The following is a 15537-nucleotide window of genomic DNA, read 5'->3' on the forward strand; positions in this document are numbered from 1 at the left end:
GTCTTACTTTTCTTTCATGTTTAGCCATTGCAACACATCTAAAAATAAAACGTGCAGTAACGCGCGTCGTGGTGCTATTGTGAGCAAACAATGTTTAGTAAATTAAACAAAAATCATGAATACAACTCCTGAATTATCCTGTGACGTGCTGATCATTGGCAGCGGAGCTGCCGGACTCTCACTGGCGCTGCGGCTGGCTGAGAAACATCAGGTTATTGTACTGAGCAAAGGTCCTGTTAGCGAAGGCTCGACGTTTTATGCTCAGGGCGGTATTGCCGCGGTTTTCGATGAAACCGACAGTATCGACTCCCACGTTGAAGATACACTGATTGCCGGGGCCGGACTTTGCGATCGTCATGCGGTTGAATTTGTCGCCAGCAATGCCCGCACCTGTGTGCAGTGGCTTATCGATCAGGGCGTGTTGTTTGATACACAGGTTCAGCCCAACGGTGAGGAGAGTTATCACCTGACCCGTGAAGGTGGTCATAGCCATCGACGCATCCTGCATGCTGCGGATGCTACCGGTAAAGAAGTCGAAACCACCCTTGTCAGCCGGGCGCAAAATCATCCCAACATTCGGGTTCTTGAACGTAGCAATGCCGTAGACCTGATTGTCTCCGATAAGATCGGTCTGCCGGGAACGCGTCGGGTGGTCGGCGCCTGGATCTGGAACCGTAATAAAGAAGCTGTCGAAACCTGCCATGCGAAGTCAGTGGTGTTAGCTACTGGCGGCGCGTCAAAAGTGTATCAGTACACAACCAATCCGGATATCTCCTCGGGGGACGGGATTGCGATGGCCTGGCGAGCGGGATGTCGTGTTGCCAATCTTGAATTTAACCAGTTTCATCCAACGGCGCTGTATCATCCGCAGGCGCGCAATTTCCTGCTGACCGAGGCGCTGCGTGGCGAAGGCGCGCACCTGAAGCGCCCGGACGGCTCGCGCTTTATGCCCGATTTTGACGAGCGTGGCGAACTGGCTCCCCGCGATATTGTCGCCCGTGCCATTGACCACGAGATGAAACGCCTGGGCGCTGACTGCATGTTCCTCGACATCAGCCATAAACCGGAAGCATTTGTTCGTCAGCATTTCCCGATGATTTATGAAAAACTGCTGGGACTGGGCATCGATTTGACCAAAGAGCCGGTCCCTATCGTTCCTGCCGCGCACTATACCTGCGGCGGCGTGATGGTTGATGACTTTGGCCGCACGGACGTCGACGGTCTGTATGCCATCGGCGAAGTGAGTTACACCGGCCTGCATGGCGCCAACCGTATGGCGTCGAACTCATTGCTTGAGTGCCTGGTTTACGGCTGGTCAGCTGCTGAAGATATCGACAGGAGAATGCCTTACGCACGCGGTGTCAATACACTTCCCGCCTGGGATGAAAGTCGTGTGGAAAATCCGGATGAGTTGGTGGTGATTCAACATAACTGGCATGAGCTGCGCTTATTTATGTGGGACTACGTCGGAATTGTGCGTACAACCAAGCGCCTGGAACGCGCTCTGCGCCGTATCACCATGCTGCAACAGGAAATCGACGAGTATTACGCTCATTTCCGCGTGTCGAACAATTTGCTGGAACTGCGCAACCTGGTGCAGGTTGCCGAGCTGATTGTACGCTGCGCCATGATGCGCAAAGAGAGTCGGGGCCTGCACTACACGCTGGATTATCCTGAACAACTTCCCGAGTCAGGCCCGTCCATCCTCTCACCGCTAAGTCATCACATAAACAGATAAAACGCCTGGGTCAGCGCCGTGTAACCTTCAGAGTAACGTTGGTCTGGCCCACGGATAACCAACCTGTCGCTAAAGCACTCCCCGGCCTGCGGGGAGAATGCCAACAATACACGATGCGGTAGCCGGGCCTCAGTTTCTGCCACATCCGTACGTAAACGCAAATGCCAGCCCATGCTTAATGCCCGCTGGGTAAAGGCATTACCAATTTGTTCCGGCAGCACGACACAAAAAAAACCATCTTCTGTAATACTCCCCGCCGCCAGTGCCAGCAATGCTTCATGATCAAGTGCGGTCGTATAACGTGCCTGCTCGCGCTGCGGCGTGGCGCATTCCACTCCCTGTTCATAATAGGGTGGATTGCTGATAATCAAATCAAAACGCACGGTCTGGCGCGGTATCCATTGCTGCGCATCTGCTGTATGAACGCTGACGCGATGCATCCACGGAGATTGCGCGATGTTCTCCTGCGCCTGCTGCGCGGCGTCAACATCAAGCTCCACGGCGTCAATGGTGACATTTTCATCAGTGCGCTGGGCCAGCATCAGCGCCAACAGGCCGCTTCCGGTACCAATATCCAGAATCCGTTTTACGCCCGCAACGGGGGCCCAGGCCCCTAATAAAATACCGTCCGTTCCGACTTTCATTGCACAACGATCATGTGCCACAAAAAACTGCTTAAATGTAAATCCATTACGTCTAAGTACGGATGTAGACTGGGGCATGAAGAACAACCTTCCTGGGAAAAAAAACGATAGCATAGGATAAAAACAATACCTGAGAAGCTATATCCATACAAACAGATGAAGATTGCAGCCGTAACGTCTATAATCAGCGCCCCACACAGAGGTAGAACATGACTGTAACGACTTTTTCCGAACTTGAACTCGATGAAAGCCTTCTGGATGCCCTCCAGGAAAAAGGTTTCACTCGCCCGACCGCCATTCAGGCTGCCGCCATTCCGCCTGCGCTCGATGGCCGTGATGTACTCGGTTCTGCGCCGACAGGCACCGGTAAAACGGCGGCATATTTGCTGCCAGCGTTGCAGCACCTGCTCGACTTCCCGCGTAAAAAATCTGGCCCGCCACGCATTTTAATTTTGACGCCGACGCGCGAACTGGCGATACAGGTTGCCGAACACGCCCGCGAACTGGCGAAGAATACGCATCTGGATGTCGCCACGATTACCGGCGGCGTGGCTTACATGAACCACATGGAAGTCTTTAGCGAAAACCAGGACATCGTGGTCGCTACCACCGGTCGTCTGCTGCAATACATCAAAGAAGAGAACTTCGACTGCCACGCGGTTGAAACGCTGATCCTCGATGAAGCAGACCGCATGCTGGACATGGGCTTTGCCCAGGACATCGAGCATATCGCCGGTGAAACCCGCTGGCGTAAGCAGACGATGTTGTTCTCTGCCACGCTGGAAGGCGACGCGATTAAAGATTTTGCCGAGCGCCTGCTGGAAGATCCGGTTGAGGTTTCGGCGGATCCATCGACCCGCGAACGCAAGAAGATCCACCAATTTTACTACCGTGCTGATGACATCGAGCACAAAACGGCTTTGCTGATCCATCTGTTAAAACAGCCGGAAGCAACCCGTTCGATTGTTTTTGTACGTAAGCGTGAGCGTGTACACGAGCTGGCAGGCTGGCTGCGCCAGGCGGGCATTAATAACTGCTATCTCGAAGGCGAGATGGTACAGATTAAGCGTAACGAAGCGATCAAACGCCTGACCGATGGTCGTGTGAACGTGCTGGTTGCGACCGATGTTGCCGCTCGCGGGATCGATATTCCTGACGTTAGCCACGTGTTTAACTACGACATGCCGCGCAGTGGTGATGCCTATCTGCACCGCATTGGCCGTACTGGCCGCGCTGGTCGTAAAGGTACCGCGATTTCTCTGGTTGAAGCGCACGACCACCTGCTGCTTGGTAAAGCGAGCCGCTATATCGACGAACCTTTGAAGGCACGCGTTATTGACGAACTGCGTCCGACGACTCGCGCACCAAGTGAGAAATCTAACGGCAAGCCGTCCAAGAAAGTACTGGCGAAGCGCGCCGAGCAAAAAGCCAAAGAAAAAGAGAAACCGCGCGTGAAGAAACGTCACCGCGACGCCAAAAATATCGGCAAACGTCGTAAGCCGAGCGGAACTGCTCCCCAGCAATCCGACAAAGAGTAAAACCGTATGCCGGGCCGTTTAGCCCGGCATTTTTTCATGCATCGCAAAGCTCTCTTCAATACACTCAATAAACACCCGCATCGCCGGGCTAACGACTTTTCCAGCATGGTAACCGCACAATGCCGTAATTAACTCCGGCTGTTCGCTGAACGGTAACTCAACCAATTCCCCTGAACGGAGCTCCTTCTCAATGGTAAAACGCGGCAAAAAACTGACGCCAAGATTTGCCGATACGCAGTGCTTGATGCTCTCAATACTCCATAACTCAATCGTATTTTCCAGCGTAATCTGACGTTTACGCAGTAAGCCCTCGAAGCGTTGTCTGAAAATACATTGCGGCTCATTAATGATAAAGCTGCAGGGAATGTGCTGGTTATGCCGGGTGAAATCAACATGCTGAAGCAGAGGCGACGCAACCAGCGCCAGCGACTGATCGCCCAGCGCTACCATCTCAAGTGCATCGTCATTACCAACACGATAAAACACGCCCAGATCAACCTCATCACTAAGCAACGCATCGCGAATGACATAGCAGTTGAGCGACTGTAAGGACAACCGCACATGAGGCGCGCGTTGTTTAAAACGCTGTAATACCTGCGGCATTTTATACGCCAGCAGTGTTTCGCCGGTCGCAACGCGTAGCTCGCCGCTCGGCTGCGCATCCTGCTGCGCTGACTGGCGAATCGATGCCATCACGCGGGTCAGGTCGTGTATATGCGGCATCAACCGTTTACCCTCACTGGTGAGACACATTCTGCGGCCAATTTTTTCGAACAGCTGCACCGATAGCTCTTGCTCAAGCTGTTGAATATGAAACGTGACGGTCGATTGCGTACAGCAAAGTTTTTGCGACGCCCGCAGGAACGAGCCCTCTTCCACCACCGTTTTTAACGTAATAAACCGACGTAAATCCATCCGCACCAACCCATCGAAATCATCGAACTGAGAATGCAAAAACATTCATTTTTTTAAATGTTTTAACTCGGGTACTGTCTACCAAAACAGAGGAGATGACAAGTGACCCCCATGCTTTTAAGTGCATTCTGGACCTATACATTGATTACCGCGCTAACCCCCGGACCCAACAACATCCTTGCGCTCAGTGCTGCGACGTCACACGGTTTTCGCCAGAGTACGCGCGTGCTTACCGGGATGAGTCTGGGCTTTTTAATCGTCATGCTGATGTGTGCCGGGATTTCGTTTTCGCTTGCCGCGATGGATCCGGCCATCATCCACTGGCTCAGTTGGGCAGGCGCGGCATATATCTTATGGCTGGCATTGAAAATCGCCACCAGCCCGGCGGCAAACGATAATTTGCAGTCCGAACCGATCGGCTTCTGGACGAGTTTTGGCTTGCAGTTTGTTAACGTCAAAATCATTTTGTACGGCATTACCGCGTTATCCACGTTTGTACTGCCCTATACGCAGGAAGCTCACTGGCTGATTGGGGTGAGTATTCTGCTGGCGCTGATCGGCACCTTTGGTAATGCATGTTGGGCGCTGGCTGGCCATCTTTTTCAGCGTCTCTTTCGGCGTTACGGCCGACAGTTGAATATCATTCTGGCGCTGCTGTTAGTTTATTGCGCAGTGAGAATTTTTTACTAACGGATATAAAAAAGCGGAAGACGCGCTGGCATCTTCCGCTTTTGATTCTCTGCTAAACGGGGTTATTCCCCGCGAGCCTTACAGGCTCTCAGTAAAGGTACGAGCAATAACGTCGCGCTGCTGTTCTGGGGTCAGAGAGTTGAAACGTACCGCATAACCAGACACACGGATGGTCAGCTGCGGATATTTTTCCGGATGCTTAACCGCATCTTCCAGCGTTTCGCGACGCAGAACGTTCACGTTCAGGTGCTGACCACCTTCCACGCGGACTTCCGGCTGTACGTCTACCGGCACTTCACGGTATTCGATTTCACCCAGTTTGCTGACGGCAACGACGTCATCTGCATTGAAACCTGCTTTCGCAACGATGCAGCGTGCTTCGCCTTTTTCGCTGTCCAGCAGCCAGAAAGAGTTCAGCAGGTCGTCGTTTGCAGCTTTAGTAATCTGGATACCTGTAATCATTTGATGCCTCCCCGGCAAAATTATTTGATCTCGGTTGGCCGTCATCCGGCCAATTGGTAAAACCATTGTTGCTTGAGTGTATATATACCCCTCACACACCCTCGAATCTTTGATTTAAATCAACAAAAACCACACATGAAAAGTGGTGATTGGTGGATTTTATTGTTTTACATCAACTTACGCCATGTATGCAGCTAAACTTTTTACATAAATTTTCAACTATCTTTAAGACCCAGGCCGTTGAGAAACGTAGAGAATTTTGCGACGTAGTAAGAAGCAGTTAAGCTAGAGGGATTGAAAATTCGCAGGAGAGCGAGATGGCCACCGAATTAACCTGGCACGATGTGCTGGCAGATGAGAAACAGCAGCCTTATTTTGTTAACACGCTACATACTGTCGCTGGCGAGCGTCAGTCGGGTATGACAATTTACCCGCCGCAAAAAGATGTGTTTAACGCTTTTCGCTTTACCGAACTTGGCGACGTGAAAGTCGTCATCCTGGGGCAGGATCCTTACCACGGTCCAGGCCAGGCACACGGTCTCGCGTTCTCTGTTCGTCCGGGTATTGCCACTCCCCCATCGCTGCTGAACATGTACAAAGAGCTGGAAGCGACGATTCCTGGCTTCACGCGCCCAACGCACGGCTATCTGGAAAGCTGGGCACGTCAGGGGGTGCTGTTACTTAATACCGTACTCACTGTCCGCGCCGGCCAGGCACATTCTCACGCCAGCCTGGGCTGGGAAACCTTTACCGATAAAGTCATCAGCTTGATTAATCAGCACCGTGAAGGCGTTGTTTTCCTGCTCTGGGGTTCACACGCACAAAAGAAAGGCGCGATTATTGATACCCAACGTCACCATGTGTTGAAAGCGCCGCATCCGTCACCGCTCTCAGCACATCGCGGTTTCTTTGGCTGCAATCACTTTGTACTGGCCAATGAATGGTTGGAACAACGAGGTGAAAAACCGATTGACTGGACGCCGGTGTTACCAGCAGAAAGCGAGTAAAAAATGCCAGCGATTCGCTGGCATTTTTATTATCAGGCTTTGTTCTGACGCCACCACTCCGCGAGCAGTACGCCGGTTGCCACAGATACGTTGAGCGTTTCAACGTTACCCGTACCGTCAATCGCCACGCACAGGTCGTCAGCTGAGCATGCCGCTTCCGGCAGCGCTTCACGCTCACGCCCTAATACCAGCACCATTTTTTCCGGCAGCGTGGTAGTAAACAACGGTTTGCCTTTCACGCTTGAGGTCATCACTACCGTGTAACCTGCCTTACGGAAGTCGTCCAGCACATCGACAATGCTGTCACCGGTGATCGGCTGAACGTGCTCTGCGCCACCTTCAGCGGTACGGATTGCCGCACCTGATTCCAGCAGCGCCGCGTCCTGTACCACCACGCCTTTCACACCAAAGTGGGCGCAGCTACGCATCATTCCGCCCAGGTTGTGCGGGTTAGCGATGTCTTCCAGAGCCAGTACGCAATCCTGCGCCCCAGCCTGACCCACCCACTGCTTAACAGTGGTACCGTTACGTTTTTTGATCAGGAAACAAACACCGCCATGGTGCTCAGTACCGGAGGCTTTCGCCAGCTCAGCTTCATCAACCACGTGATAGGCTTTGCGGTTTGCCGCCATCCAGCGTAATGCTTCTTTAAAGCGTGGGGTTACGCTCTGCACAAACCAGGCGCGAACAATAGCGTCCGGGCGACTCTGGAACAGAGCCTGACAAGCATTCTCACCGTAAACGCGGGTTTCTTCCGCGCGCTGACGACGTAAGACTTCAGGATCGATAAAACTCTTGCCGCTAATACCGCCATGATCGGCTTTATCCGCAACATCATCATTCGGTGCGCGGGACACGGTACGCCATGGTGAATCTTCACGTCTGCGATCGCGTTCTGCATCGCGGTCACGACCACGTTCACGGCCGCGTTCGCTGTTCGGACCCTTTCTGTCATCACGGGCAGGGCGACGACCGCCTTCGGCTCGGGAAGTACCGGGGCGTCCGCCGCCTTTACCAGTACGTGGATTTTGGGTGCGTTTATCCGAGTCATCGTCACTGCGGACGTACATCACTTTGACCTTGCCGTTTTTGTTCTTCAGTTCGTCGCTCATGTTTTTCTCCACCTGCTCTGCGCGAAGCGCGCAGATTACCCGATGTGCACGTCGTTAGCCATTATTTCATTTAAAAGCTAAGGACTATTGTACTCATTGAATAAAACGCATTGTTGTTTAGAACAGACTCCCCGATAATATGTAACATAATAGAAACATACTGGCGTCACTGCCATGAAGTCCACACTACTCATCCAGAGGTTAGTTATGAATACCGTTTGTACCAGCTGCCAGGCTATCAACCGCATTCCCGACGATCGTGTCCAGGAAGCGGCTAAATGCGGACGCTGTGGTCACGACCTGTTTGATGGGGAGGTGATCAATGCGACCGGTGAAACACTGGATAAACTGTTAAAAGACGATCTCCCGGTGGTGGTTGATTTTTGGGCCCCCTGGTGCGGGCCATGCCGTAACTTTGCCCCAATTTTTGAAGATGTCGCGGAAGAGCGTAGCGGTAAAGTGCGTTTTGTTAAAGTGAATACGGAAGCCGAGCGTGAACTCAGCGCCCGCTTCGGTATCCGCAGTATTCCGACCATCATGATCTTCAGAAAAGGTGAAATCGTCGACATGCTCAATGGCGCCGTCCCTAAGGCACCGTTTGATAGCTGGCTTAACGAATCACTATAATCTCTGCGGGGCGCATCTTGTGCCCCGTTTTCACCTCTGCGACAATAGCGTTTTTCGACGTGTTCCCCCATGACCGATAACGCAGTTCTTCAGTTACGCGCTGAGCGCCTCGCGCGCGCCACCCGTCCTTTCCTCGCCCGAGGTAACCGTATTCGTCGCTGCCAGCGCTGCCTGCTGCCGCTAAAGCTCTGCTTATGCGCAACGTTAGTACCGTCTGAGGCCAAAAGCCGTTTTTGTCTGGTCATGTTTGATACCGAGCCAATGAAGCCCAGCAATACGGGACGTTTAATCGCCGATATTTTGCCAGATACCGCAGCTTTTCAGTGGTCACGCACCGAACCGCCGCAGGCGCTGCTTGATCTGGTGAAAAATCCTGATTACCAGCCGATGGTCGTGTTCCCGGCGTCCTATGCGGGCGAAGAGCGCGAAGTGATTTTCACGCCGCCAACCGGTAAACCACCATTGTTTATCATGCTCGATGGCACCTGGCCGGAAGCGCGTAAAATGTTCCGCAAAAGCCCGTACCTCGACAACCTGCCGGTGATCTCCGTTGATTTATCGCGCCTTTCTGCTTATCACCTGCGTGGTATTCACGCCAAAGGGCAATACTGTACTGCCGAAGTGGCTATCGCTTTGCTGGATCTGGCTGGTGATACGCAAGCTGCGGAAGGGTTAAGCGATCACTTCACTCGCTTTAAAACCCGTTACCTGGCAGGAAAAACCCAACATCAGGGGAGCGTCACAGCAGACTCCACAGAAAGCGTTTAAAATCATTCGGTCACTGGAGTCATTAAGGAAGCCGATATGAGTCAACGTGGTCTGGAAGCACTACTGCGACCGAAATCCATTGCGGTGATTGGGGCGTCGATGAAGCCTAACCGCGCGGGTTACCTGATGATGCGTAATCTGCTTGCCGGCGGTTTCAATGGGCCAGTTCTACCGGTGACGCCCGCCTGGAAAGCGGTATTGGGTGTACTGGCCTGGCCCAATATCAGTAGCTTGCCTTTTAGCCCCGACCTCGCCGTATTGTGCACCAATGCCAGCCGTAACCTGGCATTACTCGAAGCGCTTGGCGAGAAAGGCTGTAAAACCTGCATTATTCTTTCGGCTCCCGCGGCCCAACATGCAGAACTGTTGGCCTGCGCCTCACGCTATAAAATACGCCTGCTGGGTCCCAACAGTCTGGGACTTCTCGCCCCCTGGCAGGGACTTAACGCCAGCTTTTCCCCCGTCCCGATTAAGCGCGGCAAGCTGGCTTTTATCTCTCAATCCGCGGCCGTATCCAATACCATACTCGACTGGGCACAGCAGAGAGAAATGGGCTTTTCTTACTTCATCGCGCTGGGTGACAGCCTGGATATCGACGTTGATGAACTACTGGATTACCTGGCACGCGACAGCAAAACCAGCGCGATATTGCTCTATCTCGAACATTTGAGCGATGCCCGGCGCTTTGTCTCTGCCGCCCGTAGCGCCGCGCGCAACAAACCCATTCTGGTGATTAAGAGTGGCCGTAGCCCGGCAGCGCAGCGTTTACTGCACACCAGCGCCGGAATGGACCCAGCCTGGGACGCAGCTATCCAGCGCGCCGGTTTATTGCGAGTACAAGACACTCACGAGCTGTTCTCAGCGGTCGAAACCCTGAGTCACATGCGCCCGCTGCGTGGTGACAGGCTAATGATCATCAGTAACGGCGCCGCACCTGCCGCACTGGCATTGGATGAGCTATGGTCGAAAAATGGCAAACTCGCCACGCTGAGTGAAGATACCTGCCAGAAATTACGCGATGCACTACCAGCCCATGTTGATATCGGCAACCCACTGGATCTGCGTGACGATGCCAGTAGCGAACACTATGTAAAAGCCCTGGATATTTTGCTCGCCAGTCAGGACTTCGACGCGCTGATGGTCATTCATTCGCCCAGCGCCGCCGCCCCCGGGACCGAAAGCGCACAAGCGTTGATCGAAGCAGTAAAGCAGCATCCACGAGGGAAATTTATCTCCTTACTGACCAACTGGTGCGGGGAGTTTTCTTCTCAGGAAGCCCGTAGGCTATTTAGCGAAGCAGGGTTGCCCACCTACCGTACGCCGGAAGGGACCATCACCGCGTTTATGCATATGGTCGAGTATCGGCGTAACCAGAAGCAACTGCGAGAAACGCCTGCGCTACCGGACTACCTGACCACTAACACCGCCGAGGCGCATAATCTGTTACAGCAAGCGATTGCCGAAGGAGCCACATCGCTGGACACCCATGAAGTGCAGCCGATTTTACAAGCTTATGGCTTACACACGCTCCCGACCTGGATCGCCAGCGACAGCGCGGAAGCTGTGCATATCGCAGAGCAGATCGGCTATCCGGTGGCGCTCAAGCTGCGTTCACCTGATATCCCGCATAAGTCGGAAGTTCAGGGGGTAATGCTCTACCTGAGAACGGCAACAGAGGTACAGCAGGCCGCGAACGCGATTTTTGATCGGGTGAAAATGGCCTGGCCGCAAGCGCGCATCCACGGTTTATTAGTGCAAAGCATGGCGAATCGCGCTGGCGCTCAGGAGCTTCGCGTCGTCGTTGAACACGATCCGGTATTTGGCCCACTGATTATGCTGGGTGAAGGTGGGGTTGAGTGGCGACCAGAAGAGCAAGCCGTGGTGGCATTGCCGCCATTGAACATGAATCTGGCGCGTTATCTGGTGATCCAAGGGATCAAAAATAAGAAGATCCGCGCTCGTAGCGCACTACGCCCACTGGATATCGCCGGACTAAGCCAGCTTCTGGTGCAGGTATCCAACCTGATCGTCGATTGTCCGGAAATTCAGCGTCTGGATATCCATCCGCTGCTGGCCTCCGCCGGTGAATTTACCGCGCTGGATGTCACGCTGGACATTGCCCCCTTCACAGGCGATAACGAAAGCAGATTGGCTGTACGTCCCTACCCTCATCAGCTTGAAGAGTGGGTGGAGTTGAAGAACGGCGAGCGCTGCCTGTTCCGCCCCATTTTGCCAGAGGATGAACCTCATCTGCAGCAGTTCATTTCTCAGGTAACAAAAGAAGATCTTTATTATCGCTATTTTAGTGAGATCAACGAATTTACCCATGAAGATTTAGCCAATATGACACAGATCGACTACGATCGTGAAATGGCCTTTGTCGCTGTGCGTTGTAGAGATAATCATGAAGAGATCCTCGGCGTGACGCGAGCTATCTCGGATCCTGATAACGTAGATGCCGAGTTTGCCGTCCTGGTTCGTTCTGATCTCAAAGGACTTGGACTGGGTCGCCGATTGATGGAAAAATTAATTGCCTATACCCGAGATCACGGACTTAGACGTTTGAATGGTATTACGATGCCAAACAATCGCGGTATGGTCGCCCTGGCCCGGAAACTCGGGTTTGTTGTTGACGTCCAACTCGAAGAGGGGATTGTTGGGCTAACGCTTAATCTGGCCCAATTTGAGGAATCGTGAGTAAGGTACTGGAAATGTTGACCACATTAATGGGTACTGGTGGTATCATTGCCCGCTTATGTCGTCTGCATAGCACAGAGGACCCTTCAATGAACAGAGAAGAAATGCACTGTGATGTTGTCAAAATTTAAGCGTAATAAACATCAACAACACCTTGCCCAACTACCCAAGATTTCTCAGTCAGTTGATGATGTAGATTTCTTTTATGCTCCCGCTAATTTCAGGGAGACTCTGCTGGAAAAAATAGCCAGCGCGACGCGACGGATCTGCATTATTGCGCTGTACCTGGAACAGGATGACGGTGGCAAAGGCATACTCGACGCGCTCTATGCGGCAAAACGGCAGCGTCCTGAACTGGATGTCCGGGTGCTTGTCGACTGGCACCGAGCCCAGCGCGGGCGCATTGGTGCTGCGGCATCAAATACCAACGCTGACTGGTATTGCCGCATGGCGCAAGAAAACCCTGGTATCGATATTCCTGTCTATGGCGTGCCGATTAACACTCGCGAAGCCCTTGGCGTTCTGCATTTCAAAGGCTTTATCATCGATGACAGCGTCCTGTATAGCGGCGCCAGCCTGAACGATGTTTATCTGCATCAGCATGATAAATATCGCTACGACCGTTATCAGTTGATTCGCAACGCGCAAATGGCCGATATCATGTTCAATTGGGTGGCGCAAAACCTGATGAATGGTCGCGGCGTTAATCGTCTTGATGATATCAATCGCCCTAAAAGCCCGGAAATTAAAAACGACATTCGCTTGTACCGTCAGGAACTGCGGGATGCGTCATTCCATTTTCAGGGGGATGCGGATAATGAACAGCTTTCTGTTACGCCGCTGGTTGGACTCGGAAAATCCAGTCTGTTAAATAAGACTATTTTCCACCTCATGCCCTGCGCAGAGCACAAACTCACAATTTGTACCCCTTATTTCAATCTGCCCGCCATACTGGTGCGCAATATCATTCAGCTGCTGCGTGAAGGGAAAAAGGTCGAAATCATTGTCGGTGATAAAACTGCCAACGACTTTTACATCCCGGAAGATGAGCCTTTTAAAATCATCGGCGCGCTGCCTTATCTGTATGAAATTAATCTGCGCCGTTTTCTGAGCAGACTGCAATATTATGTGAATACCGATCAGTTGGTCGTGCGCTTATGGAAAGATGATGACAACACTTATCATCTGAAAGGCATGTGGGTTGATGATAAATGGATGCTGCTCACCGGCAACAACCTTAATCCTCGAGCCTGGCGTCTGGATCTGGAAAACGCCATCCTTATCCACGATCCTAAGCAAGAGCTGGCGCCCCAGCGCGATAAAGAGCTGGAGCTTATCCGCACGCATACCACCGTGGTGAAGCACTACCGCGACCTGCAAAGCATTGCTGACTATCCAGTCAAGGTGCGCAAGCTCATCCGTCGACTACGCCGTATTCGTATCGACAGATTAATTAGCCGTATTCTGTAACCAAGACCCCGTCCAGTGACGGGGTTTTTCCTATGGAGGCAACGGTGCGCCTGTTTATTCTTACCAGTGTCCTGGCTATTTCGGGCTGCAGCCACATGGCAAACGACCGCTGGAGCGGACAAGACAAAGCTCAACACTTTATCGCCTCCGCCATGCTTGCCGCAGCCGGCAATGAATATGCCCAGCATCAGGGTTACAGCCGCGATCGCAGTGCGGCTATTGGTTTGATGTTCTCAGTCAGCCTGGGCGCATCAAAAGAGCTGTGGGACAGCCGCCCCGCTGGGAGCGGCTGGAGCTGGAAGGACTTTGCCTGGGATATAGCGGGCGCCTCAACCGGCTATGCAGTCTGGCAACTGGCACATCATTAGAGGCGCAGCCCTTTCCCCTTGCCATGCAGCATCAGCGATACTAAAAATGCGATGACTGCCAGCGCGGTAACGTACCAGAAGAATGTCGTTTCCATACCGATGGATTTCAGGGATAAGGCAACATATTCGGCTGAACCACCAAACAGGGCATTCGCCACTGCATAAGATAACCCAACCCCCAGGGCGCGCACCTGCGCCGGAAACATCTCAGCCTTCAGAATGCCGCTGATAGACGTATAGAAACTCACGATCAACAAGGCACACATTACCAGAGCAAACGCCATATACGGAGACGTCACGTTTTGCAACGCTGTCAGAATGGGAACGGTAAAAATCGCGGCTAATGCGCCAAAGCATAGCATGGAAGTACGTCTGCCAATTTTATCTGACAAAGCGCCAAACAATGGTTGCACCAGCATGAATACACACAGTGCCGCCGTCATAATCCCGCTGGCTACGTTGGCATGCATACCGGCGGTGTTAACCAGGTACTTCTGCATATAGGTTGTGAAGGTGTAAAAACACAGCGAGCCAGCAGCGGTAAAGCCAAGCACCATGACAAAGGCTTTGCGATTACGCCACAGACCTTTCAGAGAGCCTGCTTCTTTTAACGCACGAACATCCTGTTTCGAGGTTTCATCCAGCTGACGACGCAGCCATAGCGCGACAATAGCCAGCACTGCACCCAGCGCAAATGGAATACGCCATCCCCACTCTCTGAGCGCAGAGTCTTCTAACGTTTGCTGCAAAATGACCACAACCAGCAATGCCAGTAGCTGCCCGCCAATTAACGTTACGTACTGGAATGAAGCATAAAAACCTTTCTTACCTTCAATAGCCACTTCACTCATGTAGGTAGCGCTGGTCCCGTATTCACCGCCGACAGACAGCCCCTGAAATAATCTGGCCAGCAGCAGTAGCGCAGGAGCCCAGGTACCTATCGTTTCATACCCCGGAAGACAAGCAATCACCAACGATCCCATACACATCATACAAACTGACAACAGCATGGATTTTTTACGCCCGTGCTTATCGGCGATGCGACCAAACAACCATCCGCCGATAGGGCGCATCAGAAAGCCTGCGGCAAAAACGCCGGCAGTTTGTAAAAGTTGGGTGGTGGTGTTCCCAGAGGGAAAAAAGATGTGTGCAAAATAGAGAGAGCAGAAAGAGTAGATATAGAAATCAAACCATTCGACCAGATTCCCTGATGATGCTCCAACAATCGCCCAAATACGGCGACGAGTATCGCCATCAGTCAGCGCTCCGTTCTCAGTTACACTGCTATCAGCCATTCGAATTATACCCCTGCCAAGGATCGCGTGAATTTATTAATGCTAGTTGTGTCTTTTTTGGTAAATTAAATGTTATATAATTGTTATAATTAATTATGAGATATAAGTCACGGTTTTAATTAGCAGAGAAAGGATTCAGATATGTTTGAGGAAATAGAGTCGAAGGTCGGATAAGGCATCCGGCAGGTTTCATTTCGTACAGACGC

Annotated in this window: 14 protein-coding genes; 9 read left to right on the forward strand and 5 right to left on the reverse strand. The window is 52.3% G+C overall.

Annotated features, from left to right (window positions below; translation table 11 throughout):
- Positions 1 to 115 precede the first annotated feature (115 nt).
- Positions 116 to 1738, forward strand: a complete 1623-nt coding sequence (gene nadB / locus FDX14_RS09005; protein ID WP_061382217.1) for an L-aspartate oxidase — start codon at positions 116 to 118, stop codon at positions 1736 to 1738.
- On the opposite strand, the gene trmN is transcribed toward nadB, so the two are convergent.
- Complete coding sequence (gene trmN, locus FDX14_RS09010; RefSeq protein ID WP_079223079.1) at positions 1723 to 2460, reverse strand: tRNA(1)(Val) (adenine(37)-N(6))-methyltransferase TrmN; 738 nt, start codon at positions 2458 to 2460, stop codon at positions 1723 to 1725. The two genes, nadB and trmN, sit on opposite strands and share 16 nt — an antisense overlap.
- A gap of 131 nt (positions 2461 to 2591) precedes the next feature.
- On the opposite strand from trmN, the gene srmB reads away from it, so the two are divergent.
- Positions 2592 to 3920, forward strand: a complete 1329-nt coding sequence (gene srmB / locus FDX14_RS09020) for an ATP-dependent RNA helicase SrmB (protein WP_042306638.1) — start codon at positions 2592 to 2594, stop codon at positions 3918 to 3920.
- 18 nt (positions 3921 to 3938) lie between these two features.
- Here srmB and FDX14_RS09025 read toward each other — a convergent pair whose 3' ends face one another.
- Positions 3939 to 4835 (reverse strand): LysR family transcriptional regulator, encoded by an 897-nt coding sequence (locus FDX14_RS09025; protein WP_137349372.1) that lies wholly within the window; start codon positions 4833 to 4835, stop codon positions 3939 to 3941.
- Between the two features lie 102 nt (positions 4836 to 4937).
- Here FDX14_RS09025 and eamB point away from each other — a divergent pair, with 102 nt between their 5' ends.
- Complete coding sequence (gene eamB, locus FDX14_RS09030; protein ID WP_137349368.1) at positions 4938 to 5525, forward strand: cysteine/O-acetylserine transporter; 588 nt, start codon at positions 4938 to 4940, stop codon at positions 5523 to 5525.
- A 78-nt stretch (positions 5526 to 5603) separates the two neighbouring features.
- Here the strand turns inward: eamB and grcA are convergent, their stop codons facing one another.
- Positions 5604 to 5987 (reverse strand): autonomous glycyl radical cofactor GrcA, encoded by a 384-nt coding sequence (grcA, locus tag FDX14_RS09035; RefSeq protein ID WP_005121223.1) that lies wholly within the window; start codon positions 5985 to 5987, stop codon positions 5604 to 5606.
- A gap of 317 nt (positions 5988 to 6304) precedes the next feature.
- On the opposite strand from grcA, the gene ung reads away from it, so the two are divergent.
- Complete coding sequence (gene ung, locus FDX14_RS09040; protein ID WP_042306632.1) at positions 6305 to 6994, forward strand: uracil-DNA glycosylase; 690 nt, start codon at positions 6305 to 6307, stop codon at positions 6992 to 6994.
- Between the two features lie 32 nt (positions 6995 to 7026).
- Here ung and FDX14_RS09045 read toward each other — a convergent pair whose 3' ends face one another.
- Positions 7027 to 8106: a tRNA/rRNA methyltransferase gene (locus FDX14_RS09045; RefSeq protein WP_042306631.1), complete on the reverse strand. Its 1080-nt coding sequence runs from the start codon at positions 8104 to 8106 to the stop codon at positions 7027 to 7029.
- A gap of 207 nt (positions 8107 to 8313) precedes the next feature.
- Here FDX14_RS09045 and trxC point away from each other — a divergent pair, with 207 nt between their 5' ends.
- From trxC to FDX14_RS09070, 5 genes are all read left to right on the forward strand, one after another.
- Positions 8314 to 8733: a thioredoxin TrxC gene (trxC, locus tag FDX14_RS09050; RefSeq protein WP_003037559.1), complete on the forward strand. Its 420-nt coding sequence runs from the start codon at positions 8314 to 8316 to the stop codon at positions 8731 to 8733.
- A 69-nt stretch (positions 8734 to 8802) separates the two neighbouring features.
- Complete coding sequence (tapT, locus tag FDX14_RS09055) at positions 8803 to 9501, forward strand: tRNA-uridine aminocarboxypropyltransferase (RefSeq protein ID WP_137349369.1); 699 nt, start codon at positions 8803 to 8805, stop codon at positions 9499 to 9501.
- 36 nt (positions 9502 to 9537) lie between these two features.
- Positions 9538 to 12198: a bifunctional acetate--CoA ligase family protein/GNAT family N-acetyltransferase gene (locus FDX14_RS09060; RefSeq protein ID WP_042306626.1), complete on the forward strand. Its 2661-nt coding sequence runs from the start codon at positions 9538 to 9540 to the stop codon at positions 12196 to 12198.
- Between the two features lie 114 nt (positions 12199 to 12312).
- Complete coding sequence (pssA, locus tag FDX14_RS09065) at positions 12313 to 13668, forward strand: CDP-diacylglycerol--serine O-phosphatidyltransferase (protein ID WP_038642732.1); 1356 nt, start codon at positions 12313 to 12315, stop codon at positions 13666 to 13668.
- Between the two features lie 32 nt (positions 13669 to 13700).
- On the forward strand, positions 13701 to 14036 hold the full coding sequence (locus FDX14_RS09070) for a YfiM family lipoprotein (protein WP_375714180.1): 336 nt from the start codon (positions 13701 to 13703) through the stop codon (positions 14034 to 14036).
- Here FDX14_RS09070 and FDX14_RS09075 read toward each other — a convergent pair.
- Positions 14033 to 15331: an MFS transporter gene (locus FDX14_RS09075; RefSeq protein ID WP_042306624.1), complete on the reverse strand. Its 1299-nt coding sequence runs from the start codon at positions 15329 to 15331 to the stop codon at positions 14033 to 14035. The genes FDX14_RS09070 and FDX14_RS09075 overlap by 4 nt on opposite strands.
- Between the last annotated feature and the right edge of the window lie 206 nt (positions 15332 to 15537).

It is taken from the genome of Citrobacter sp. wls710 (assembly GCF_005281115.1).
GTDB lineage: Bacteria > Pseudomonadota > Gammaproteobacteria > Enterobacterales > Enterobacteriaceae > Citrobacter > Citrobacter werkmanii.

Bases quoted from the DNA above. Each gene is read 5' to 3' on its own strand.
- nadB (WP_061382217.1), top strand. From the start codon at position 116: ATGAATACAACTCCTGAATTATCCTGTGACGTGCTGATCATTGGCAGC.
- trmN (WP_079223079.1), bottom strand. From the start codon at position 2,460: ATGCCCCAGTCTACATCCGTACTTAGACGTAATGGATTTACATTTAAG.
- srmB (WP_042306638.1), top strand. From the start codon at position 2,592: ATGACTGTAACGACTTTTTCCGAACTTGAACTCGATGAAAGCCTTCTG.
- FDX14_RS09025 (WP_137349372.1), bottom strand. From the start codon at position 4,835: ATGGATTTACGTCGGTTTATTACGTTAAAAACGGTGGTGGAAGAGGGC.
- grcA (WP_005121223.1), bottom strand. From the start codon at position 5,987: ATGATTACAGGTATCCAGATTACTAAAGCTGCAAACGACGACCTGCTG.
- ung (WP_042306632.1), top strand. From the start codon at position 6,305: ATGGCCACCGAATTAACCTGGCACGATGTGCTGGCAGATGAGAAACAG.
- FDX14_RS09045 (WP_042306631.1), bottom strand. From the start codon at position 8,106: ATGAGCGACGAACTGAAGAACAAAAACGGCAAGGTCAAAGTGATGTAC.
- trxC (WP_003037559.1), top strand. From the start codon at position 8,314: ATGAATACCGTTTGTACCAGCTGCCAGGCTATCAACCGCATTCCCGAC.
- tapT (WP_137349369.1), top strand. From the start codon at position 8,803: ATGACCGATAACGCAGTTCTTCAGTTACGCGCTGAGCGCCTCGCGCGC.
- FDX14_RS09060 (WP_042306626.1), top strand. From the start codon at position 9,538: ATGAGTCAACGTGGTCTGGAAGCACTACTGCGACCGAAATCCATTGCG.
- pssA (WP_038642732.1), top strand. From the start codon at position 12,313: ATGTTGTCAAAATTTAAGCGTAATAAACATCAACAACACCTTGCCCAA.
- FDX14_RS09070 (WP_375714180.1), top strand. From the start codon at position 13,701: ATGGAGGCAACGGTGCGCCTGTTTATTCTTACCAGTGTCCTGGCTATT.
- FDX14_RS09075 (WP_042306624.1), bottom strand. From the start codon at position 15,331: ATGGCTGATAGCAGTGTAACTGAGAACGGAGCGCTGACTGATGGCGAT.